Raw genomic sequence first — 25,926 nt, 5'->3', positions numbered from 1 at the left:
ATAAGAAACGTCTCTCCCCGCGATTGCTCGCAGGGAGAGGTTGGAACGTTATTTCAAGTTTTGTGTTTCCTCGCCTCTCAGCTTGATGCCATCTTTCTTCTTGAAGCGATCGTTCGCTTCCTTCAGAATTTCGTTCCCGCCTTTGGTTTTCCACTCGTCAATTGCTTTTGGCCAATCCGAAATCGGTGATTTGCCGTAGACCATCTTGACCATGTGCTGCAGCAGAACCGGCGGAGGTGTATCCGACAATGGGGATGCATCCGGATTCTTTTGCATCGCTTCCAACCGCGGATCGAATTCGATGCCGCCGCGGCCTTCCTTCGGCATAATCGTTTCGAATACTTTCAGCAAATCTTTACCTGGTGCGGTTGCATTCAGAATCTCTTTGCGGTAAGCATCGTCCTTCACCAAGTGCAGGAATCCGCTCAAGTACCGTTGTTCCGATACTTCCTCTGGTGTCTTCGGCTCTACTGGCAATGTAGTATCGAACCATTTGTCTGCATCCACTGTAACCATCCAGTCGAAGAACTTGATGATGCCTTCCGCTTTGTCCTTAGCGCTCTTGTTGATGAAGTAGGATCTTGCCGCAGAAGCGTACAGGTAGCCGCCGCCTTTACCATCTGGTCCTATTGGCGAAGGAATGATCTTGATCTTGGCATCCGGAACATTCGCCTTCAGCTGAGTTTCCCATTGCAGCAGCTCTTGGGTGTTCATTTCCCACATACCCGCTTTACCAGCCAGGATAATATTCTTGAAGTTCGTTGGGTTAATGGTTGCGAATTCTTTGTTGATCAGCCCTTCATCGTACATGTTCTTGTATACTTGGAGCGCCTTCATCATGTTCTCGGAATCCATGAACTTCGGTTGAACATTGTCACCAACCTTCTCGAATTGGCTCAAGTAGGGGTACACGTCATAGGCACCGAAGAAAATATCCGCATACTTGAATTGCTCACGTCCCATGAACGGATTCTCGACACCAATCTTCTTGAACGCTCTCAACATTTCCATGTACTCGTCAACCGTCTTCGGATCCTTCGTAATGCCCACCTTTTCCATCAGATCGGCGCGAACCCAAGTTGCACGGCGGGAAGAGTTGGAGAGAAATTCGGGAATCGCATAAATTTTACCGTTCAATGTTACTTCGTCCCAGGCTGATTGCGGAATTACTTTCATCAGATTGGGTCCATGTTTCTTCAACAAGTCATTGAGTTCCAGGAATACGCCTGCTTGTACGGAACCGGCAAGCTCTTTCCCATTCGTACCTGCTCCGCCTTGCACTACATCAGGAATGTCATTGATTGCGAACATCTGAATCATCTTCTGCTCGTAATCATTATGCGGGATCAGACGAATATCGAGATCGGCGTTCGTCTTTTTCTCCAGCTCTTTGACCCATTTGTCTTCGTTGATATTGGCATGTTTCTCTACGTAGTCGAAGTTCAGTGTGCGCAGTGAGATCGAGAATTTCGTCGGACCTGCTGCAGCGGTGTTGCCTTGACCGGTTGGTGCTGTCGATTCTGCAGGTTTGTCGCTTCCGCTGGATGAACAACCGATGATGGACCCGAAAGCTAGAACAGATGTGAGCGCTAGAATCAATTGTTTCTTCATAGCTACCCTCTTCCCTTTTTATAGTTTAGGTTTGTGCTGCAGCGCTATTAAAGCGCTTGCATACCGATTGTATTGCGAATCCCAGTTATCAACAATGGAGTGAATTTATATGCCTTTGTTCTTTTTTTAGGATTACGATTTGATGGAGCCGATCAGCATCCCTTTAATAAAATGCTTTTGCAGGAAAGGGTAAATGAGCAGAATCGGGACAGTTGCCACTATAACGGTAGCCATCTTGATCCCCTCGGGAGAGGTGTTCAGCATTTCGGAATACAACGAGCCGGTTGGATCCAGATTAATGTCGTCGGATACAATGAGTTCACGCAGCTTGAGCTGCAAAGGATATAATTCCCGTTTGTTCAAATAATATAAGGCATTCGTATACGAGTTCCAGTGATATACCGCATAATAAATCCCCATTGTAGCCATCGCAGGCTTGGAAAGCGGGAGAATGATTCGCCACAGCAGTCTCAGCTCCGTACAGCCGTCAATCCGACCGGAATCGATCAGCTCATTCGGAATATTTTGAAAGAAGGACCGCATCACGAAGAAGTTAAAAGCACTGATCGCATTCGGAATCATGAGCGCCCACAGGGAGTTCATCAAACCCAAATTCTTGACAAGAATAAACATCGGGATCAGCGGCGCTTGAAATATAATTGTGACCAGGATCATGATCAACACATATTTGCGTCCCACATACTCTTGTCGGGATAACGGATAGGCCAGTGTGGAAGTCATCGCCAAGTTAATCAATGTTCCGCACACCGTAATAAATACGCTTATCCCAAAAGCTCTCCAGATGGTAGGATCCTGGAACACATAACGGTAATTCAGAGTAGTGAAATCAACAGGCCATAGACCGACCAGACCGTTCGTGATCGCTTTGGAGCTGCTGAACGACTGCGCAAAAATATTCAGAAAGGGCAGAAACATGAGCAACGCTATGCCTGTCAGAAACAGCAGGTTGAACACATTGAATACTTTTTGACCCTTGGTTGTACGAAGATTCATCGTTGTCTCCTCCTAAAACTTTTCGAAGAAAAGTTCTTCATAAGCATACGCTAAGCTAGTACAAGCTTTCGCCAGTTGCTTTTCTGCTCAGTTTGTTAGCGCCCACCAGCATGATTAACCCGATCAACGATTTGAACATCCCGACCGCCGTAGTAAAGCTGTACTCTTGCTGCAGCAGCCCTGCCCGATAAATATAAGTATCCAGAATTTCACCATTCTCGAACGTCAACGGATTCAGGAACACCCATACTCGCTCGAAGCCGAAGTCCAGGAAATCGCCAATTTTGAGCAATAGCAAGATTACGATAGTAGGCATGATCGAAGGAATCGTAATCGACAAGGTCTGCTTCCAGCGGTTCGCCCCATCGATGTCGGCTGCCTCATACAAGTCCGGGTTCACACCTGCTAAGGCTGCCAAGTAGATGATCGTACCCCAACCGACTTCCTTCCAGATCCCGGATGTAACGAGAATGGATCGAATCATCGAATTCTCTGCCAGGAAGTAGATCGGCTCGAAGCCCAGCCATACTAGGAAATGATTAATGAACCCTGTCGATGGAGATAAAATCCCGACCGCAATCCCGCTTATAATAACCCAGGACAGAAAATGCGGCATATAAATAATCGTTTGCACGATCCGTTTGTATATAACCAGACGAACCTCGTTCAGCAGAAGCGCCAGGATGATCGGTGCCGGAAAAGCGAAGAGCAGATCGAGCCCGCCTATAATGATCGTGTTCTTGAATATTCGCAAGAAGTCTGCGTGGCGAAACATTCGCTCGAAGTGTTCTAAGCCGACCCAGGGGCTGCCCCATACACCTTTGAAAATGTTATAGTCCTTGAATGCGATAAATGAAGCACCGAGCGGAATGTACCGGAAAAGAATGTAGTACAGAATGCCAGGTATCGTCAGAATATACAGCGCTTTGTACTTCCACATGTACTTCCATAAGGAATTTGAACGGGTTCTGTAAGAGGGTTGGTTGACATCCTGCAGTTTAGCTCTAGCCATGAGTTTCACCCTTTTTTTCTCTGGAATAGTTCTTGCTTCTGTGAGAGTTAACATGAAAGCATTTACATAACGGGTTGTAGCTCTATACTAGACCGTTCGGGTGCAACCGACAATGGAGTCATTTTGATTGTTCTTGTGTTTTTTTTGGGTCCTTCGGCATCGACATTATGATTCGAGCGCCTTCAGCAGGCGTGCTTTCCACCCTCAACCCGTACTGCTCTCCGAAGACGAGCTGAATGCGGCGATGGACATTCATCAGACCAATCCCCCCGCGTTTCTGCGCAGACTCAGGATCTGATGGATCTGATGCAAGACGGTTCTGCTCCAGCTTCGCTCTCAGCTCCTCCAGCTTGTCCAGCGGGACTCCTACACCGTTATCCTCTACGATAATCAAGAAACGATCCTGCTCGAATCGGGCATCTATACGAATGAAATGATGCGGCTGTACCCCGTCTGGAAAGGCATGCTGGAACACATTTTCAACTAGAGGCTGAAGGGTGAGCCGCACCATTTTTTCCAGCAGCAGTCCTGGCGGTACTCTAACGTCGATTTCAAAATCAACCCCCGTGCGGTGTTTCAGAATCGTCATATAGTTCAAGACATGCTTCAGTTCATTGACTACCGTGATTTCCTCCAAATTCGTCTGCACGGAATAACGAAGCATGGCGGCCATAGCATCGACCATCTCGGATATTTCATCGGAATCCTGCACAACCGCATAACAATTGATCGTCTCTAGCGTGTTGTAGAGAAAATGCGGATTAATCTGCATTTGCAGGGCTTGAAACTCCGCCCTCTGGCGCTCGAGTCTGGTCGCCTGCAGGTCGAGCGTCGTCTTCTGATTGCGCAGCTCCGCCTCGTAGACACGGTCGATCATCTCAGATAACCGGCTGACCATCAGATTGTAGCTGCGAATTAACCCACCCAGCTCGTCCTTGCGCTCGGGGGCTACTATGGGGTCCCAATTCCCTTTCTCTGTCTCACGCATTCCATTCTTCAGAATATGAATGGGCTTGAGCAACGATTGTCCGAAGCGGTAAGCGAGCCACAAAGCAAAAACAAGCGTGACCAGACCCACGATCAGGGTTGTTGTTCGTATAGTAGAGATTGGCTGGCGGAGCTCCTTGACGGGAATCGATGCGGCCAGATGCCAATGGGAATAATCGGACTGCAAAGACACGATCATCCGTTTCTCACCGTCTGCCGTCTGTTGATACGATACTCGATTACGCTCCATGTTCGCGATGACATCCGGTGTGATGTTCGCAACGGATTCCGAGTCGCCGGGGTGATAAATTATTTGACCTTGATCATCGACCAGGAAGAAAAAGCCGGATTCACCGACATCGAGGCGTCCCCATATTTTCTCAAGCTCCTTGGCCTTAAACTCCACTGCAAGCACACCCAATGGCTCATGGGATGCAGCGCCTCTTATTTTTCTAGCCAGAGTAATCACATCATTGCCTTGGCCGGCCACGATGCTGGTGTTCAGAATAGCAATAGCCCCATTGAAGGGCGTTCTTTCATTCAGCAGGTCAAGCTGACGACTTGGGTTGAAATAGGGAGAGTACGACTGGTTCGCATTATCGTCGCTGATCGCTTTGCCGTGATTGCCGATCACATAGATCAGGCTAATCTGAGGATGAAGGATAAAGGAAGGCTGGAACACATATTTGCGGATCTGATCGTTGTAGTAAAAATGCGCATAGTTATCCTCAGGATCGATGTTCATAAATCGTCTTACATCGTTGTTGGACAGGATCGATTCACTAATACGCTCGTAAGTTTGCAGATAGAGGTCTGTCTGGTACAGGGCATTCGAGATGACTTGAGAGATGTTCTTCTCCGACTGACGATCGAGCGCCTTGGAGGACTGGATATAAGAAAAGACACCGACTACGCTAAGCGATAAGACGATGACGATTAGAAAGTATGCGTATATTTGGGTGGACAGTTTCTGCCTTATCAATGGATCCCAAGCCTCCCGCGATACTCGGATGGGGAGCAGCCTTCGTATTTCTTGAACGTTTTGGTAAAATGCGCATGATCCGCATACCCTATTTCGTAAGAAATATCGATAATCCGGTAGTGCGGCTGATCAAGCAGCTTCTTGGCCCGCTCCATGCGGCGTTTAATGCGGTATTGCACGAAGGTTTCATTCGTCATTTGCTTGAAAAGCTGGCTGAAATATGACGGATTGAAGCCAAGCGTCTCGGCAACTTCCTCCAAGGAGACTTCTTTAGCAATATGCTTCTCGATGTAATCCTTCGCTTCTTCGATCGGATCCCGGTGTTTGCCTTTGCGGCGCAAGCGAAGCTCCTTCACGATGGCGCGGATTACGCCAATGAAATCCTCAAGCGGACTTGCACTTACGGATGCAGCCGGCTGCGGTTCTTCCTTCTGGATCGCAAATACAGGCATTGTGATGTCCCGTGCCTGCAGCTTCTTGGATAGTTGAGCATTCAGCTTCTGCAGCAGGTCCAGCATCCGTTTCTGGGAGTTGAACGCAGCTGTCTCGGATCGGAGCGAGGCAAACAAGCTCTCCAAAGCTTCCTCCTGCACATTCCAGATAGCCTCGTCCATTTGCTCGATCCATGGATCAAAGTTGAAGTTGGACAGACGCTCTACTGCACGCTGCTTCTGCAATTTGATGATCAGCTTTTGGAGCACCTCATGCATGTTCTTTTTGTTAACAGGTTTAAGGATATATTCTTTAACGCCATATGATAAGCATTTCTGCGCATATTCAAAATCATGATAGCCGGATACGACCACTACCACCATGTCTGTATCCATCTGAGCTACTTGCCGGCATAACTCGAGACCATCCAGCTTAGGCATGCGGATATCCGTCAGTACAATGTCTGGACGTCTCGCCTGGATCTGGACTAGCGCCTCCTCGCCGTTCTCGGCAAGGCGGATATTAGTGATTTGGGGACCGAGCTGGGCGACCATCGTTTGCAAGCCTTTGCGAATCATCGGTTCATCATCGACAATCAGGATGTCCATCTGTTCGGCGCACCCCTTTCATGGTCGTAGTTGTAACATTTATTGTATCACAATGGCGGGAATTTCTTTCTTGGATTCTCCTTTATCTTAATTGGCTGCTCGGAATCCAACAATGGATTCGTTTAGTTTGGCCTTGTGTTTTTTTTAGGTTATGTGTTGCGGTTGGCCAACAAGTCGATAAAATGACCATCCCTCAAACGAGAGATGGTCATTTCAAAGCAATAGTTTCTAACGGTCATCGGCTTATTCGTTCAGTTAGTCGTGCTAGAGTGCAGGAAGGTGGCTCCAATCTCTTGAGTTATATTTACTTTTTGGACCTATCGTGCGGCACTGTGACTGTTGCATAAGCAGAGGTCTTATTGCCTGCCGTATCGGTTACGGTGTAATTGATCGTATAGACTCTGTCTCCGCCTCTTCCGGACCTCTCCGCCCTCAATTCAAACGTAGTATCGTTTGTTCCGTATTCTGCACCGGCAATATCAACAGAAGTGTTACCGTCTCCTTTTTCATTCGCAGGTTCACTGCTTGTAATGGAATCCAACACAATGGATGCGATTTGTGAGGTAGCGTCTTCTGCGTTTAATGTTACCGTGATTGGAACCATTTGGTGGTTGGCCGGCCATAACTCAGAGGAATACACGGAAACCGTAACACTCGGAGCAACCTGATCTACTTTTATCGTTTTGGACTGAACTTGTTCCTTATTGCTTGCCAGATCTACGCTTCGGTACTCAATCTCATGAACTCCATCCGTTAGAGTGAACGGAGCGGAGTAAACGGTCCATTCTCCACTGTTCAATCGGTTCTCCGTTATGGAGTAAGTCTGCGAAGTCATGGTGTTCACACGGTACTCTGTCCTCTGAACTCCGGTCCCTTGATCCACAGCGATGAAGGACACCGTCGGATTGGATGAATACCAGCCACTATTGCTTTCCTGAGCGTTCGGAGTTAATTGTAATACGGTTAAAGGTGCATCCACATCAGAGACCGCATAAGTAGCACTTAGCTCATCCACCCACATCGTCCCTGCAGCTGAAGGGTTGTCGTGGGTCAGTATCACTTTCAGTGTATCATTGTAGGCGGACGGGGCTGAGAAGGTTGTAGCAGATGTTTCCCAAGAAGTCGCCGTTACGGCTTGATCGACCAATACTGCATTCGTTGTTGCATTGATGATCTTAACTCGGCCGCCTGCACTTCCGTTCACTTTACCTGCGAAGCTGACGGTATACGTTGCATTAGGTTTGAAGCCATTCCAAGTATAGGACAACTCCTCATTGATGCCGCTGCCAGTCGAGACCAGCTTAAGAGAATTTACTCCCGCTGATCTGTCTGTATTGTCAATGACTGCATTCGAAGGAGTCGTCGACGTACCGCGTACCCAATAGCGGGGCAGTGTAGAATCCCATTTATCAGCTGTCTCAAAACCAGCATTCGCAACCTCTCCGACCGCCAGAGACGGGTAAGCATGCACGTCATCGAATCCAACCGATGAGCCGGCAGGAGTCAATGCGGAAGTATACAGACGAACCCTCACATCATGGCCAGCTTCAGGTGTCGTTACATTGAACTGATAGCGCGTCCAGGCAGTATCTGTGAAGATCAGGTGCCCTAATGCGGTACTGGTTGTATAATCGAACAGTTGTACTTGACCGCCTGCCGTCCCATATTTTTTACCCAAGAAAGAGATGGTATAAGGCGTATTCGGCTCATATGCCTCCAGCTTCTGCTCCACAACCTGCCATGACGTTCCATTTGTCGTTATCAGCAAGGAGGAATGATTCATGCCGGGATCCGTATTGGTTAAGGCAGCCGTAGCCGAAGTGGATTGAAACCTCGTCCAGCGCTGCGGCAATGTGGCGTCTGTCGGATCGGCTTGCTCGAAATCCGAATTCACTACTTTATTTGCATTCCATTTAGCAATAGCGGGAGCAATTACCGTCACGCATCCATCCGCTTCGCATACGGCATTCGCAATGTCCCTGACTAGCGGATCAATCTCTGCAAAATGAGTCCAGTAGTTAAATGAACCCGTGTTAGTCTTATCGACTGTAACGGAAGGTTGTCTGTTATTGTAGTAGGAAAGAACAGGATCCGTAAAGCTCTGATTCCACATGACATCTGTGAAGGTTCTCGTAAATTTCGCCATATCGTCGGCCGTAAACACTTGCCCATGATGATAGGCTTCCATTGCCCCCGACATGGTTATGCCGGCATGGGATAAGTCTTCATTGGTATAATTTGCATAATGTCCGTTGTCCCAAGGACCCAAGGCGTCCCAATAGCCCCACAAGTAAGCATCTGTTCCCAACGTCGCATTTAGCGGATGAGCGGTTACGCCGCTTTTGAACGTACGCGCCATGTCATTTGCCCGGCTCCAATAAAAGGGGCGTTCCGTAGCGTAGGCAGGTACTCCCTCCGTAGCGTCATAAAGCAAGTAGAGCATGCGGGCAAAAGCTAAATATTGATTGTGCGGCAGACTGCGTCCCGGGAACCATTCCGTGCTGAAGCCCTCTGGGAATATGTAAACGCCCGTCCCGTTGTTGGAACCGTCTGTTCCGGTAATTTGCTTCCAATAAGGATCCCATTTGTGAACAAAATTAGTGGCTGCAAAATCACGATAAGTCTGTGCCTTGGCCAAGTAATCGGCATGCAGGGAAGGATCCGCATTGACCATATTCACGAACTGAAGGACTGGAGACAAGATTACACCCTCATGTACCATGTGCTCCCATTGCTCTCCAACGTCAATCTCATCGACCCAGACCGTATCCCCCACGGTTGCGGATGAGACCGATACCTCGACAACCAGTTCATGATTAGCTGCCGGTGTTTGGAATTCTCCTATTAGGAGGGTTAGCTTATCCGAATTCGTGAAGCTCCAGCTTCCAAGAACGGCTGCTGCTGTCTTGTCGTATATGCGAATTTGTCCGGCTGCGCCGGCTGATACTTTGCCGCTAAAGGAGATTCCGTACTCCACATTCGGTCTGTAATTGTATAGCTCCTGATAGATTACTGGTGCAGTGCTGTCCTTGTATATGAGCTCAAGACCTGCTTCATCGCTGAAAATTGTAGTATCGGTTGTTCGGTGAGCCTCTTCAAGCGTCGTTGTGCTGCTCCTTGTCCATCCAGCCGCTTCGGTGTGATCCAGCGACTTCAGGGCGACAACGTCAACATAACCGATTGAACCGCTGGACGAAATAGGCTGAGAGAGGCGAATTTTGAGCGTCTTTCCCTCTACTGTCGGCGCTGTAAAAGCTACAGATTGCTTCGACCATTTGTTGCTCGAATAGCTGCTCGAGGCTAATACCACATTGTCTGTCTCATTAAATACCTCCACAGCTCCCGGATAGCTCGGGTGTGTAGTGCGTCCCTGATAGGTCAGCACATAGGAGGTGCCCGGATCATATGACACGGTCTGCTCCAAGCCTTTAACCGCAGAAGCGGATGATTGAATCGCAACCCCTCTGGTCCCGGCAAAATTGTTGTTGAGGCCGGTCACCAAATACGCGTCGGCGGATGTTGTACCGGTCATTCTGGTCCAGCCAGCCGGGAGAGTCGCATCCGAACTGGCGGCGGACTCAAAGCTGAAATTCACAATAGCAGCTGTGACTGGCGGAGAAGCGAACAATTCCAGATCATCGAAGTAGCTGGTAAACCCGACCAGATTCCAATTGTTCTGTAACAATCGGACCTTAAGCGTCTTGCCGGTTACTGCCGGAGCTGTGAAGGTCAGTACTCCTGGGACCCATGACGTGGAATTGAAGGAAGTCGAGAAAACAGTCGCACCGTCTGTCGCATTATAAATTTGCACAACACCAGAGGCGACTGTACTGGACACCTTCCCTTTCAACGTCAGGGTGTACATCTGCGAAGGCACGTAATCAATGACCTGCTCCGCCACCTCCCAGGAGGTGTTATCCGTAGTTACTGCCAAGGAATTAGAGCCTGAGGCCGAATCCGTGCTGATATAAATATTGGATGCATTCGAGGCCCCCCATCTGGTCCAGTTGGCAGGCAGTGTAGAATCAACAGAATTCAGCGCTTCCATGCTGCCGTTCTTGAGCGGAGAGTCCTCCAGCAATAACAACTCGTCAAAATAAGCGGTGAACCCAGGCGTGTTCCAAGTGGTCGTGTACAATCGGACCTTAAGGATCTTGCCAGCCGTCGCAGGCGCCATGAAGGACAAGCTTCGCGAAGACCACGATGTGGTGTTAAAGGTAGCATTTTTAATGACTGTACCGTCAGTTACGTTGTAAATTTCTGCTCTTCCATAAGAAACTGAGCTTGAAACCTTCCCCTTGAATGTCATTGTGTAGGATCGTGAAGGCACATAATCAAATACTTGCTCCCCAATTTCCCAAGAGGTGTTATCGGTCGTTACAGCCAATGAATAGGATCCGCTGGCTGCATCTGTACTACGATATACATTGGTTGAGTTTGAAGCAGCCCATCTGTTCCAATCGGCGGGCAGCGTCGAATCGGCAGGGTTCACTTCCTCCATGCCGCCGTTTGCAAGCGCATTCAATGGGCCGTTCGTTACTTCGTCCAACGGCTTCATGGATACTGCATCAAACCGAGCCTTATATCCGGATTGATCGTAGCTCTCCAGTCCAAGTCGCAGCTGAATAGTACCGCTGGCGGGTGCTTTAAACGAAATGGTGTAGCGTTCAAACCCGACATGGTGTGCCCGCAGTATTGCAAGCACTCTGTTCGTGGAGGCGTTATACACCTGGACGGTTCCTTGGGTCAGCTCTGATTCCACGCCCATGAAGGCTTCAAGCAAATAGGTTGTGTTAGGAGTGTATATAATATTTTGGACGAGCCTATTCTCATTGCTCCCGTCGCTTTCAATAACTACGCCGGCGGGGCCCAGGAAAGCATCCCCTGCTGCTGTAGATCGGTAGGATGAGCCCGTTGCCCCTAGCTGTGTCCATCCATCCGGGATATTATCGGTATCTGCGTCCGTTTCGAAAGAGCCGTTCACGACTGTATCAACAGCTGAACTCTCCGCGCCTTCATACAAAAAGCTGTCATTGTCCAATTGGGTGTGGGCATAACGATGATCCGCCCAGCCCAGAGCCCCATCCCCATCGTGATCAGTAGCATTGCCTATCATTCTGTCCGTGTGTTCAACTACCTTGTCAAGCCAGCGCTTGTCTCCGGTCGCCTCGTACATAGTGTTGTAGCTGTCCAGGTAATAGCTCTCCCCCCAGCCAAGCGAGCCGCCTGTCGGGTTGTCAGAAAATGCTCTTCCGCTATTAATGTTCTGATCTGCATTCAAAAAACGGTCTGTGCTTGTGTCTTGTGCTCCTGCAGCTTGCGGAATTAGACTGGCGGCCAACACAACTCCCAAGGCTGTCATTTTAAAGCGCTTCCATTTCATTAAGAAATCCCCCTTCATTAATAGAATGAGTTATACAAACTCTAGATTAGCAACAGTCCCAATTTTGGGGAAGTCACGATTTTTGCAGCATACCTTATTTTTGATTCATTTGATGAAAAAAGCAAAAAGAGAGAAACAAGTTCTCTCTTTTTGAATTAATAATTGTTCACAGAGCTCCCACTGTTTGCAGCCAAGCTTGTACTTCCGCGAGCTCTATCGCAGCTTAGCCAACAGCTCACGCATAACCTTCACATAGTGCGGGAACGCTATGGATGGTTCTTCCAGATCCGGGTACCACATTTTCTCCCACTCCAGAGATAGATAACCGTCATACCCGATCGCATGAAGCGCTTCAACATTCTCGCGGATCGGCATGTTGCCTTCGCCGGTCAACACATACTGATGCGGCTTCCCGCCTGGCTTTCCAGGAACAGCATCCTTCAGATGCACGTGGCGAATGAGTGAGCCTATCCGCTCGCATACATCTCGTGGCTTCTCTCCTATGTGATGAGTATGAACGGTGTCCCAAAGCACAGCAAGCCCTTCAGGATTGCCTGCTTTGCCGATAATAGCTTCAATGGCTTCGGCCGCCGAGAAATGGTCGTGAGTCTCTATAATCACTTCGACCCCAAGCGGAGCAATCGAATCGACAGCGACGGCCAGGCTCTCTCCCGCCCGGGCAATCGCCTCAGCATTGTCAACACCGCTTGAAGGCTCCCCAATAAATGTGCGCACATACGAGGCTCCCAGATCATGGGCAAGCTCAGCATTCAAGCGAAGCTGTTGAATATTCAGCTCTAGCTCCGCCTTCTCGCTCGAAGCGAATTTTGTATACCCGGATAAGCTGCGAATCTCCAGATTACGGGAGCGGAACAACTCACTCACTTGCTTCCGCTCTGCTGCGCTCATAGCTGTATCGATATGAATCCCGCCGCGAATCAGCAGCTCGACCCCATCGTATCCATACTCCGCCGCTTTCTCAGCGACTGTGGTCAAATTCCATTCCGGACATCCTAATGTAGTAAAAGACAGCTTCACCCCAGCACCTCCATAAGATTTGATTGTCGAATGAGCTTGTAAAGGAATAAAAAGACCCTATATCCCTATTAGGGTACTATAGGATCTCTATGCTTACAACCCAGAATTGCGTTTCAATCGGCTGGATAGCTCGTCATCCACCTGCTTGTTTCCATACCTGACCGTGTTATAGGCATCCGCCAACTGTTCCCGCTCTTCCTTGCTCATGAGCCCTTCTTTGCTATGACCCGCCAATACTTCCCGAGGGGTTAAGTGTGGATCAAAAGGCTGACCGGCGTTAACGTTCCTTCGAACAAACAATCGATACAGCAACCGAACACGGCCGCTGCCGTCCAACGACTCCCAGCTAGGGTCACGCTCACGTCTGGAGAAAAGCGAGGTGAGGCGATCCCCATACTGCTGGCGGAGTTCCTTCCAATCGAGCAAGCTTGTCTTCTCTTCTTCATACTCTTGGATACCCTTCGCCGATTCACGGCTTCTGGCCAATAATCGCATCACAATGGCCTTCACTACCCGATAGATTAAGCGTGACAGAAAGTACAACGCAACTATCGCAATAGCTATCGTAAGTGCGATTGCGAAATAATAGAGCACCTTCTCCATAAAGGCCATAAAAGCGGAAGGTCCGCCGCCAGCTGGGAGCTGCATTTGCTCCTGAGCTCCTGGTGTCGGCAAAGGCTCTTTGGGAGGTTCGCTATCTTCCCGATCCATTAACGCAAACAATGCGCTTATAGAGCTTAACAACAACTCTTTTAACCAGATAAACGCGCGCATAATCGGACCGATGAAACCAATACCGATAATGATAGCCAGAACGATCAGAATGAGCACTCTGTTCTTCGTTATGACCCCACGGGCCAGCCGGACTTCCCGTTCACCGGAATGGGTCTCTTCTTCCAGATTGCTTTTATTAGATATAAAGAATGTGACGGCAACAGCTAGAACACCTAACCAACCCAACAGGGAGGAATAAGATGCATATAGTTCCATCCGGGGCAAAATCAATCCAGCGAGTAAAAATAGAAACAAAGCAATCCACATGAGCCCGACCGGAAATCTTACATGCCAACCAGCGCGTACGGTTCCGAAGCCGTGGTAATAGAGCACCCCGCCTGCCAGGATTGCACCCCAGCCGGCATATTGATAGCCGAAAGCAAGGATAGAAATGGCACCCACTACAATCGCCCCAATTACGAGATGGATGAGACGCAGCTCACTGCGCACAAGCAGCCTGGCCAGCGCCCCAAGCGGCATAAACAATGTTAAAGCTAACAGCCAATAAGGGAAAATGTCGGCCATTCCAGCTAAAGGAGTCAGCAGTAAAAGGACAGGGAAGAACAAAAGCAGTTCTACTACCCCGCGACCCCAGCTAATCAAAAGAAGACGTAAGGTATTATCCATACCGCACCTCCCTTTCCTCCTCGTGCTTCAACGGTACGATGCTTACTGCATTATCTGATTGCTCCAGCAGCTTGATTCGTTCCTGCATCACGTCACTGACATAGGCTGTGAACAGCACGATATCTAACCTGCGGGCTCCGTTCTCAAGATCTTGATCCAGAAAGGTCTGAATCGCCATGGTCCGGTCAACGACGACCTTAGCCATAGTGTCCAGCAGTAGCTCCAGATGACTGGCTCCGGTTCCCGGCTCCACACGCACTGATTCCTTGGGTGCATCAATCGTGCCGCTGTTACAGCCGAAGCCTGTCGGAATGCCTCGGTGGATTGATTCCGATGCCAAAGTAGCCGCATAACGAAGTCCTTGCTCTACAAGCTCTGGATCAGACACCTGACTCCACATTAGCTCCGTTACTTCAAAATTCACATAGATCATGAGCCTGTGATCCGAGGTGAAGTCACGTTGGTGCACTTGGATCTGTCCGCTGCGAGCCGTCGCTTTCCAGTTGATCGCATTCAAGGGGTCGCCGAAGCGATATTGCCGCGCTCCTTGAATAATGAACGGATCCTCCAGAATCCAGCGCCGCACGGTTATATCCCCCTGCCAGCTGTGCGAGGGAAGCGGAATGTCCTCTAACGGGACAAGCCGCGGATAGACCAGCAGCTGAACGTCCAGCTTCAACGTCTTGGTGCTCTTGCCCATCCCGAATACATCGCCGCAGGTGAGCGAGACACTATTCAGGTTGTAAGCCCCCCGCTTCGTGCATAGAATCCGATGCTTGCGCGTAATGCTGGTGTACGGCATCAGGGAGAAAAAGCTCTTCTGATTCTGCATTAAGCTTCCCGTCTGAATATCGAAGTTATCCTGACTCGGAAAACGAAGCGACACATCCATCAGCGACTCCAATCGCAACCATGGCAATGGCAACGGCTTGACGTTGGAAATTCGCTCCACTAGCTGCACCTCTTCGCCTTCGTAACAGGCGCGTTCACTGAAGTTGCGTGTGTAAGATACTTTGCGGAGGCCAAATCTCTCGAATACTCTTCCTTGTATGAAGATGACGACAAAGGCAATAAACACAATCCACGCAGCTAACATCCCTTAACTCCGCGCTAGCAGACGATCTTCAGCAGGAACCGTCAGCTCGCTAAGCAGGTGATCAAGGATCGCTTCGGACGGATTGTTCGCTTTGTTGCGAGTAGAAGCACGAAGGATTAACCGATGCGCGAGTACCGGCTTCGCCATAGCCTTCACATCGTCGGGCACGACATAGTCCCGGCCTTGAAGAATGGCATACACTTGCGTGGCACGCAGCAAAGCTTGACTTCCGCGCGGACTAACTCCCATCACGATATCGGGATGGTTCCGCGTGCGTTCGATCAGGGCGAGCATATAATCATACAAGTCCTCATGCACGCTGACTTGCGAGTAGCTGTCTTGGGCTTGGGCCACTTGATCTGCTGTTGCTACTGATTGTAACGCTTCGAGCGGATTGCCTGATTTGAACCGCTTCATGATCGCCTTGCCTTCCTCCACACTCGGATACCCCATGCTGACTTTGATGAGGAAGCGATCCAACTGGGCTTCCGGCAGCGGAAACGTCCCTGAGTTCTCGATTGGATTCTGCGTAGCGATAACCATGAATGGACGCGTCAGCCTGCGCGTCTCTCCGTCGATACTCACTTGGGCCTCTTCCATACATTCCAGCAGGCTCGATTGGGTACGCGGTGTCGCCCGGTTGATCTCATCGGCCAGCAGGATGTTGGAGAACACAGGCCCTGGACGGAATTCGAATTGCGAAGCCTGCTGATTATAAAAGTTAATGCCGCTAAGATCCGACGGCAGCAAGTCAGGTGTGAACTGGATCCGTTTGAAAACGCCTCCAACTGAGGCCGCCATAGCTTTTGCTAACAAGGTCTTTCCCGTTCCCGGAACGTCTTCAAGCAGAACATGCCCCGAAGATATTAACGCTACTAATAGATGATCAATAATGGCTGATTTTCCTACAACGACCTTCTGTACATTCGCTTTAATTTGATCTGCTAGTTGCTTGATTTCACTTGTATGCATACATGGGCCATCCTCTCTTTATAGAAAGCGCTTTTCTTACTATGATAGATGAGCTGGGTGCGTATGGCAAATATGGATTTGCAACCTTCTCTGCTCCTTCTCGTCTATTATAAAGACACGAAGTATAGCTGCAAAGGCCATAGATAGTGAATTTAAGACTTATGCGGCGGCAGGTAAGCTAAAAGGATTGATTACGGTCTGGGTGCCAAAAGAAGCGAAGTTGTAGCTGGATGGGGAGACCCTCACGAGCAAGGCACCTTCCAGAGCGTATACGAATCATGGTTCAATTATCAGTACTATTTCTGGAATTCCGGGCAGGTTGCTACAACGTCACAACGTCACAAAGTTGCAGCCCCTTTTGTTATAAGTTTGATTGAGTTGAGGTAGTCGTGACTTCCGTACCTCCTTAAACAGCCATAATCCAGCAGCAGCAGGAAAGCCGCAACTGGATTATGGCAAGGATGTCAGGAAGATTGTGCATTTCCTTATTTAATTCCCGAATGAATAAAGCTATTGATAAATTGCCGTTGAAACAGCAGAAATCCAACCAATAATGGAGCGATAACGAGTATCGTCGCTGCACTGACCTCCGTCCACTGGGCCCCAATCTCGAATGATTGGGCGAAGATGGCGAGTCCTACCGTAAGCGGGCGATTCTCCACGGAATTGGTGACGATTAGCGGCCACAAAAAATTATTCCAATGATAGCTAACCGACACAAGGCCGAAAGCGATATAAGACGGGCGGGAGAGCGGGAAATATATTTTCCATAAAATCTGCCATTTGGAGTATCCCTCCATGACAGCCGCTTCGTCGAGCTCCGGCGGAATCGTTTTGAACATCTGCCGCAAGAGGAAGATACCGAAGGCTGATGCGAAATACGGGAGCATCACGCCGAGCTTGGTGTCGAGCAGCGACAATTCCTTGAGCACGTTATAGTTAGGGAAGATCAAGACGTCAGCAGGCACCATGATTTGCACGAGAAACAGCATGAACAGCAAATTTTTCGCACGAAACTCCACTCTTGCAAAGGCATAAGCTGCCATAGTGGCCGTCAACATCTGAACCGCGAAGACGCAGACGACGATCATCACCGTATTGACGTAATACTGAGCAAATGGGGCCGCAGCCCAGACCCGTTGGAAATTATCCAAGGTGAAATCGAGGGAAAACGACGATGATAACGCAATCTGTCTTGGGCGGAAAGCGGTAACCGTCACCCACAGAAGCGGCACTAGCCACATCGCCGCAAATATATATAGAAGCCATCGGCTTATTTTCATCGTTTTACTCCGCATATAATCGCCTTTCTTCCCGCTCAGGGGCCAATTTCAACTTGTTAGAGCGCGCATCAATGATAATGAATTCGTTTATCCAACCCGAAGAAATTCAATACCGCGAACAGCAGAAGCACCGCGATCATAACCGTTGTTAAGGTGGAGGCTATTCCTTGATCCCAGAAGCTGAATGCCGTCTCGTAAATGTAATAAAGAAGCAGATTGCTTGCATTGTTCGGCCCGCCCTTAGTCATAATGACCAGATGATCGACGAGCTTGAAAGAATTGGTCAACGCTACAATGGTAACGAACAGCGTTGTCGGCATCAACAGCGGAAATGTGATTTTGCGAAATACCGTCCAACGCCCCACGCCATCTACTTGCGCCGCTTCATAAAAGTCTGGAGAAATATTTTGCAAACCTGCCAAGTAAAAAATCATGAAATATCCAGCTTCCTTCCAAACAATCATGAATATCATCGCCCACATGACATACTGCGGAGAACCGAGCCAATTGACATCGGAAAGACTGACCGATTGCATCACTCTGCTGAGCAGTCCATATTGAGGTGTATAAATGAACAGCCACACATTGGCAACCGCAATCATCGGAATCAACGTCGGATAGAAAAATGCGGTTCGCAGAAAATGGGTCCCCCGCAGCGCTTTATTAGCGAAAGTAGCCATCAGCAGAGCTAGCGCCATAGAAGTAGGAACCGTGCCAAGTGCAAACCATAGATTGTTGGTCATCACCTTCCAGAAGATTGCATCATCCAGCAAGTTGATGTAATTATCCAGTCCTATGAATACTGGCACAGGTGTTGCCAAATCCGCTTGGTACAGACTGAGACGGATCGTTTGGGCTATCGGGTAAAAGGTAAACAGGAACAAGAATATAAGCGACGGGAGAAGCAGCATCCAGGCAAAAGCGTTTGTTTTCCAGCGATGAATTGATGTTCGAAACCCCAAAACATGAACCTCCCAGCATTGTTGATGATTGAGAGAGGAAGCTCCGGCTGCGGCCGGCCTTACCTCGATCGCCGCAGCCTTGCTCCCTCGTGTGTCCCCATTACTTGTTAAATGGCGCCAATGCTTTGTCCGCTTCTTCTTGTGCTTTCTGCAGAGCCTCCGCTGGCGGCAAGCTGCCGGTCAGGACGGCTTGCACTTGATCGCTCAACGCTTTCACAACTTTGCCGTTATTATGCGTAGATAGCTCGGCTGCAGCATACTGGAGCTGGTCACGCGCGACAAGGGCGGCCGGGAATTCAGCTGCGTACTTTTTCATCGTATCCGTTTCATAGGCGGATTTCTTAACCGCCACATAGCCCGTGTCGATGCTCCATTGGGCGGCACGTTCGGTTTCCGTCATGAACTTGACGAATTTCCAGGCAGCATCCTGCTTCTTTTTGTCGATGTCCTTGAAGATGTAGAAGTTGCCGCCGCCGGTCGGGCTTCCGAAGCTTTTGTTCTTCGGAAGGAAGCTGACGCCGAAGTTGAATTTGGCATTCTTCTTGATGTTAGTCAGGTTGCCCGTCGTATGGTACATCATTGCGGTTTTGCCTTCCAAAAAGTCCGAAGGCACGGTTCCCCATTCGGTGACGCCTTGCGGGATCACTTTTTCCTTCTTGGCCAAATCGCTCCAGTATTGAAGTCCCTCGATATTCTCCGGGGTATTGTACATGACTTTCTTGCCGTCCTCGGTCATCAGGTTTTTCCCGTTTTGCAGGGCGAAGGTTTGCATCATCCAGTAGGCAAAGCCCGAAGCCGGGATTTCCAAGCCCCAAGTGCCGTCTTTGGTCAGCTTTTTCGCGTATTCCCTCATTTCATCCCACGTTTGCGGAGCTTTGTTCGGGTCAAGTCCAGCTGCTTTGAACAAATCCTTGTTATAGTAGAGCACGATGGTGCTGCGTTGGAATGGAATGCTGTACGTTTTGCCCCCGGTCTGAGAGTTCGCCATGAACGCCGGGTAAAAATCGGACAAATACTTGTCCCCGCCTTCTTTGGCAATGAATTCGTCGAGTGGAATGATGGCATTCATGTCGAGCAAACTGAACAATTCCGTCGCTTGGAGGACCGCAACATCAGGAGGATTCTTGCCCTGCACGCCCGCTTGCGTCTTGACCGCGGTATCCGCGTAGCTGCCTGTGTAAACTGGCTTGACGGTAATGTTCGGATTCTGCTTCGTGAATTCTTGCGCCATCCCTTCGATCGTAGCGGTCAGAGGGCCGCCTACTGCGATCGGATAATAGAAGGATAGCTCTACTTTTTCTTCCTTGGCCGCAGTTGGAGCAGCTGTCTGAGGTGCTGCTGCTTGTTGCTCGGGTTGGGTTTTGGCGCAGCCCAGCATGATGGAGAAGCATAGAGCGAGACAAGTCATTTTCGTGGCAATGGAACGCATGGGATTCTCTCCTTTGGGATATGGGGTATGATTGCGGCAGTGTCAGGCTTAGGTAAAATCGTACTGTATTACTTGGCGGTCAGAGCTAGAAGCTCGTCTAGCGACGACCATATATAATTCGGCCGCACTGGAAATCGCTCGGCATCACGCTTCGTTGCGACTCCCGTAAGGACCAAAGCCGTGTGCAGGCCGTTGTTGTAACCGAACAAAATGTCCGTCTCCAACCGGTCCCCTACCATCAAGCACTGATGACTGGATAGGCCGGTCCATTCCAGCACCTTAGCGGCGTAATACTCCGACGGCTTACCGATGACCGCTTGCGTCACCGTGCCGCTTGCCGTTTCAATCGCCTTCACCATCGACCAGGTGTCCGGAAGGATGTCATCTTCCACTGGGCAATACGGGTCAGGATTGGCCGCGATCAAGGCTGCCCCGTTGCGTACGGCCTTCAAAGCTTGATGCAGCTTGTGATAATCAAAATGCAGATCCATCCCGACCAGTACATGCGTCGCTGCGTATGGGTCTGATGTTCGCTTCACTCCTTTCTTTTCCAATTCTTCCATCATGGCCGGTTCCCCGACGACTAACACTACCGGATTTGTTGCCCGTTCCTTGAAATAGACCGCCGCGGTATAAGACGCCGTCACGATTTCATCCAGTCCGGCTTCGAGTCCCAGCTTCTGCAGGCGATTCCTGCATTCCACGCGTGTACGTGTGGTTGTGTTGCTAAGGAACTGTATTTTTTTCCCTTTCTCACGCAAATAATCAAGTGTCTCTGAGACACCGGGAAGCAGCTTTTCTCCTAGCAAAATCGTTCCATCCAAATCAAAAAAATAGCCATCAAAATCCATCACATCCGGCAATCTTCGAGCAGCTCCCTTCTTGAGAAAACAACAAAAAAACCCTTTTACCCATCAAACAGAAGCGGCGTGCCTGAATTAGGCTCTTCCATCTGGTGCATAAAAGGGTTTTCTCCTGGTCTCGTACCCTTTATATATTCGGTTTGTTTATCTCATTTCTTACTTTATCAGCTTTATGTTAACGGGGTATCAAGCCGATGTGAAGAATTTGTAAGGACAATGCATTTGGTGCGAAAACTAGAAGTTTCAATATAAAAGTCTGCCCAGGCTTACGCCCAAGCAGACTTTTTGATTCAACAGCTTAGTTAATGAAATTCGCTTGGCTTAAAAAACGCTTCAAGATTACCGCGGACTGAGCACGGGTGGCGTAGCTGCCGGTTTTTTGCCAGGGTTGTTACCGTTTTGGTTGTTTCCATTTTGGTTATCTTGATTATTGCCATCTTGGTTACCTGGTTCCTGACCTCTTACTTCCAGCACTACAGGCTTTGTATAAATATCGTACTTGTTGTTCGCATCCATGGTAGTCGTGTAGCGGAACAATGCGTGTGCCGTTCCCGTCTTCTTGCCCGTAACCGTACTTCCGTTCACTTCTACAACATCTTCCCCGTCCAACAGTACGATGTCAGGTGCAACGGCTGCTTTTTTGCCTTCCGCATAGCTCTCGACGATGGCCGACAAGGTAAGGCTCTCATCCTTAGCTAATTGGTACTTGTCTTTCTCCGGCTTGATCGAAGCCGCCCAATCCGAAGCCCACAGTGCAAAATCCGTTGTGATTCCATAAGCGCCTAGTTTAAAGAACTTAATAAAGTCATTCTTGTTGTTAAATGTCCATGGCGATATGATGATCCCCCGGTGTTTCGCAGCCTCCATAAAGTTTGTGCCTAGGCCGCCGTAGCTCGAATTATACGTGACATTCATATTCTGAACCAACTTAAGCGTATCCCTGAGCGATTTGTTGACATTCGCTTCATTGGCATAACCGCCAGCAAGTAAACCTGTCGGCATCTCCGGCATCAGAGCAGCCAAACGCTTCAACTGATTGGAATCGAAGGACATTGGGTTGATCATATCCTCGGCCCCTTTGTCCTTGATCAGCTTCACAAAGGCGTCTACCGCTGCAGGCGTGTTCGTCTTGATTTCGGCATAAATCATTTTGCCTTTTTCCTTCGCTAGCTCAATTTGTTCATCCAAAGTCGGAATCGGCAAGCTCGGATATTTGTTCTTATGCGTTTGATTCGCGTCTAACAGCTTTAATTCATCATACGTGTAGCTTTCCACAAGACCGGTCCCATTCGTGGTTCCGTCCAGCGTAAAGTCGTGAACGATGACCAGACGTCCATCCTTGGAAAGGAATATATCATTTTCTATGAAATCGGCTCCGGCTTCCAGAGCCAGTTGATTACTTACGATCGTATTCTCCGGAGCGCCATCCATCGTACCTCCGGCCGGCATTCCCCTATGACCGATAATGTATGGCTTCCTTACCAAGGTCGTCTCGTTGTTGTACACCTTGTAGGCATCGAACGCCACGTTCGGGGAATCGGTTACGATGCCGTTCGATCCGGCCGCAATCAGATTATGAATGGAAACACTCTTCTCCTTTTGTTTGGCCTCTTCCTTGGTCCATACTACTATCACCCGCTGCTGCAGATAGGACACATTTTCTCTGGACGCGGCGCTTTGAGGCAGAAGCGCAATCTTTGCCAGGCTAGTTGTCGTTTTCCTGCGAATATCCAACATATTTTCTTGAGACAGGTTCTTCTCAGCGCTGAAATCCACGATTCCGCGGATCATCGGATAAGCACTTCTCGCTCTCTTGACAAGATCTCCATTGTCCGAGATGACAAAGGCATCCTCCAACCCTTTGCTCTTCAAAGACTCTACTAGCTGGTCAACGGTTTGCTCGTCCTTTACATAAAAAGCGGGAATCATCTTAGTTCCAATCGTTTCAAGCACCGAATCCAGACTGCCGATATCCTTATTACCTTTCGAATCGGTTACCTTCAATTCCCCATTCACATGTACAATGACCGTTGCAGGCATAGTCGACCCGATTAAACCCGCTAAAGCCTCAGCGCTGTTAATTTCGGTCACCACGGAAGGGGCCATAGAGATTTTGCTTTCCGGCTCGGTTACTTTGACAAATAAGTCCTCCGGCTTCGGGGGCATTGGCGGCAACGGATCCTGCTGCAGCGTAATCCGGATATTGTCTACCTTCATCTTGCTGCCATTGGACTGCAGCCCGATTCTCCCCTTCGCATACGCCGCGGCCATATCCGTATTAACGACCAGTTTGTCACCGATCCATTGCTGGACCCGGTTCCCCATCGTCTTGATCGTATAATGATACATCTTCCCTGCATCGATCACTTCGGTGTAAGAGCCCTTTTCTATCACGTTCCATCCGTTAGCCGGGGTTCTCTCCGCGAATTCGACGCCATTGACCGCCGTTGCGTCTTTCCTGACCGCCATCTGGTAGTATGGATAGTCGTTGTTTTGAATCCGGTACATGATGGAATGCCATCTCGCCGCATCGTTTGCTGCCAGATGTGTGACATCCGCTTCAATCTTGTAATTGCCGAACATGCCTAAGTAATCGGGAAGCAGCACTCTGGAAGGATTGTCCGGAGCAGCGCCAGCGTTCAATTCGAACGCCCCGGATTGGACTACGGCCGCACTTGCCGTAGTCCCTTCCTTGCGCATCCAGCCCTGCGGCAGTGCGCCCTCCGCGGCGGTATCGAAGTTTTCTTCATACAGCACATATTCCTGGTCGGCCAAGTTCTTGGCCACTATAAGCATAGGGATGGATTTGCCGTCCTTTTGAACGGTAACTGGGAATACACCTTTTCGTAGAACATGCATCGTTCCATTGCTAAAAGTGACTTCGCTGCTGTTTGAGATCCAAGTTAATTCACCGCCCTTAAGCGTGCCTGATGAAAAATCGCTGAAATCGGCTTTAAAGTCGACTGTATTCAGATCCAACGTTTCACCGGAAACCAGCACATAGCCATCATCGTGTTTCAAAGAAGTCACTTTAGCGCCTGTCGTGGAAGGCGTTACAGTTATTTGTTGCGATGCTTCCGCGTTGTAGAATATCGTCTTCACCGTTGCTTGGCCTGCTTTGATCGGATAAAGTTGATTGTTCATGATCTTGATGATGCTCTCGTCCGAAGAATACAGCTTCATCCGGTCGCCATACACCGCTTCGGTAACACCGTCGGAGTAGTATATGCTGCCTGTTACATTTACCGGCCCGGTCAGGGCTTCTATCGCGCTCGGTATCGCCAGATCCAGCCGATCTGCCGTTATTCGAGTTACTTTCAGGTTATCGAACGACACCTTACTCTGATCGCCTTGGAACCCGATCTTCCCTCTCTCCAGCAGGTCGGCCGTAAAGCTCTTGTCTAGCAGCAGTTTATAGACCGGATCGCTTTTAGCTTTGATATACTCCTTTACATTGTTATCGAATACTCTGACTTTCATCGTATAATCCGAATTTATAGTGAGCGGCTGAGACTCACCAGTCGCCATGACCGACCAGCTGTTATCCGGCTTGCGGTAGGCAACCTCATAGGTACCCCTTTGTCGGATTGCCATTTGATTGTAAGGATTCTTGCCGCTTGAGGCTCCTCTGAACATGAGGGAAGCCCATCTTCCAGAGTCCAGCACGCTTTCGAATTTCACATCCGCTTCAATTACGTAGTTGTCCCCTTGCACAGGCGCCGTAATTCTGGCCTGCTTACCGGAAGCTTTCCCGTCGAACAGCATTCTTCCATTGCCGTATGTATCCTGCACAACGGTGAACGGATTGCTGCCGGTGTTGACATCCGATATCCAGCCGTAAGGAATTTGTCCTGTTGCGTAGCTATCGAAATTTTCTTCCAGCAGCACCGGATTCACATTGCCTGTAACCGGATGGCTGTCCGTAAGGGTAAGGTTCCCATAACCCGAAGTATCGTTCCAGAAAGAGGATGAGTTGAATGCGCTCCAATAGCTCGATCTTTGCTTGGTAGGATCCGCATCATATCGATCCGTAACTCCGATTTCAATACCGAGCTCTTTTATCAACACAGGATCAAAGTTCAACATATCCCATGGAACCGCCACTTCCAACGTCCAACCCGTATTCGTGGTTTGGAGCGCTCGCAGAATCTTCTTCTCGTCTTTGCCGCTGTGATTGTTGAGCGCCGCACCGAAGTGGAATTCCGGCGTTGTCGTTCCCGGCTTATAAACGAATCCCAACTGCATATCGTTATTAGCGAATGGAGTAGACCTGTGTTTCGTTGGATCCAGAAAAATGTTGATATTGTCCTGCTCGAACCAATATCCGGAACCGTTGTGAATGAGCGTATCATCATCCGACTTCACGCCGATAAACAGGTACTTGTTATCATAGAGCAATCCGAACTTGGAGTCCTTAAAGGTTCCTTCCCCCATTCGAGCATTTAATGGCTGATCAATCGTCCAGATGGAGTCATCCAGTTTTCCGTCAATAATGGGCGCTGTTAACGTCTTATTCACTTCCAATGCCTTTCTTATTGCATCCTCGGCATGAGCTTGAGGCAGAACCGCAGTAAATGGAATCAGTCCGCTTACGAGTGTTACTATGACCATGACAGCAAATAAAGCCTTTGAACGTTTTTTCACAGTCTTCATTCCCTCCAAGTTATTGGTTTTAGGTTACTTCCGTGCATCCTGCAAAACGCGGGCCCGCTCCCTTCCTGAGAAAAACACAAAAAACCCTAATCCAATCAAACGGAAGCGACACGCCCATAAATAGGCTCTTCCATTTGTTGCATACAGGGTTTTCTCCTGGTCTCGTACCCTTGAGTATTCGGTTGTATCTCACAGTCCTA

15 protein-coding genes are annotated in these 25,926 nt (G+C 49.2%); all 15 read right to left on the bottom strand.

What is annotated here, in order from left to right; translation table 11 throughout:
• Positions 1-48 precede the first annotated feature (48 nt).
• Entirely contained in the window at positions 49-1,611 is a 1,563-nt protein-coding gene (locus AC58QD_RS28800; protein WP_497338501.1) for an extracellular solute-binding protein, read from the bottom strand.
• A 132-nt stretch (positions 1,612-1,743) separates the two neighbouring features.
• On the bottom strand, positions 1,744-2,625 hold the full coding sequence (locus AC58QD_RS28795) for a carbohydrate ABC transporter permease (RefSeq protein ID WP_497338500.1): 882 nt from the start codon (positions 2,623-2,625) through the stop codon (positions 1,744-1,746).
• 55 nt (positions 2,626-2,680) lie between these two features.
• Positions 2,681-3,637 (bottom strand): ABC transporter permease, encoded by a 957-nt coding sequence (locus AC58QD_RS28790; protein WP_497338498.1) that lies wholly within the window; start codon positions 3,635-3,637, stop codon positions 2,681-2,683.
• Between the two features lie 118 nt (positions 3,638-3,755).
• Complete coding sequence (locus AC58QD_RS28785; protein ID WP_497338497.1) at positions 3,756-5,606, bottom strand: sensor histidine kinase; 1,851 nt, start codon at positions 5,604-5,606, stop codon at positions 3,756-3,758.
• On the bottom strand, positions 5,603-6,646 hold the full coding sequence (locus AC58QD_RS28780) for a response regulator (RefSeq protein WP_497338496.1): 1,044 nt from the start codon (positions 6,644-6,646) through the stop codon (positions 5,603-5,605). Before AC58QD_RS28780 ends, AC58QD_RS28785 begins: the two co-directional genes overlap by 4 nt.
• A gap of 304 nt (positions 6,647-6,950) precedes the next feature.
• A complete protein-coding gene (locus tag AC58QD_RS28775; protein ID WP_497338495.1) occupies positions 6,951-12,029 on the bottom strand; it encodes an OmpL47-type beta-barrel domain-containing protein in 5,079 nt (1,692 codons plus the stop codon).
• Between the two features lie 213 nt (positions 12,030-12,242).
• Entirely contained in the window at positions 12,243-13,067 is an 825-nt protein-coding gene (locus AC58QD_RS28770) for a sugar phosphate isomerase/epimerase family protein (protein WP_497338494.1), read from the bottom strand.
• A gap of 93 nt (positions 13,068-13,160) precedes the next feature.
• On the bottom strand, positions 13,161-14,468 hold the full coding sequence (locus AC58QD_RS28765) for a DUF4129 domain-containing protein (RefSeq protein ID WP_497338493.1): 1,308 nt from the start codon (positions 14,466-14,468) through the stop codon (positions 13,161-13,163).
• Positions 14,461-15,564 (bottom strand): DUF58 domain-containing protein, encoded by a 1,104-nt coding sequence (locus tag AC58QD_RS28760; RefSeq protein WP_497338492.1) that lies wholly within the window; start codon positions 15,562-15,564, stop codon positions 14,461-14,463. The genes AC58QD_RS28765 and AC58QD_RS28760 overlap by 8 nt, the downstream gene beginning before the upstream one ends.
• 3 nt (positions 15,565-15,567) lie before the next feature.
• Positions 15,568-16,536, bottom strand: coding sequence for an AAA family ATPase (locus AC58QD_RS28755; RefSeq protein ID WP_497338491.1), 969 nt, complete (start codon positions 16,534-16,536; stop codon positions 15,568-15,570).
• 485 nt (positions 16,537-17,021) lie between these two features.
• The gene (locus AC58QD_RS28750) at positions 17,022-17,819 is read right to left on the bottom strand and encodes a carbohydrate ABC transporter permease (RefSeq protein ID WP_497338490.1); all 798 of its coding nucleotides are present in this window, start codon (positions 17,817-17,819) and stop codon (positions 17,022-17,024) included.
• Between the two features lie 68 nt (positions 17,820-17,887).
• The gene (locus AC58QD_RS28745; protein WP_497338531.1) at positions 17,888-18,730 is read right to left on the bottom strand and encodes a carbohydrate ABC transporter permease; all 843 of its coding nucleotides are present in this window, start codon (positions 18,728-18,730) and stop codon (positions 17,888-17,890) included.
• A gap of 151 nt (positions 18,731-18,881) precedes the next feature.
• Complete coding sequence (locus AC58QD_RS28740; RefSeq protein ID WP_497338489.1) at positions 18,882-20,210, bottom strand: ABC transporter substrate-binding protein; 1,329 nt, start codon at positions 20,208-20,210, stop codon at positions 18,882-18,884.
• A gap of 68 nt (positions 20,211-20,278) precedes the next feature.
• On the bottom strand, positions 20,279-21,064 hold the full coding sequence (locus AC58QD_RS28735) for an HAD-IIA family hydrolase (RefSeq protein ID WP_497338530.1): 786 nt from the start codon (positions 21,062-21,064) through the stop codon (positions 20,279-20,281).
• A 348-nt stretch (positions 21,065-21,412) separates the two neighbouring features.
• Positions 21,413-25,717, bottom strand: a complete 4,305-nt coding sequence (locus AC58QD_RS28730; protein ID WP_497338488.1) for a glycerophosphodiester phosphodiesterase family protein — start codon at positions 25,715-25,717, stop codon at positions 21,413-21,415.
• Between the last annotated feature and the right edge of the window lie 209 nt (positions 25,718-25,926).

Source organism: Paenibacillus sp. J2R1T-4, assembly GCF_059692235.1.
This window is presented reverse-complemented; position numbering and strand designations above follow the sequence as displayed.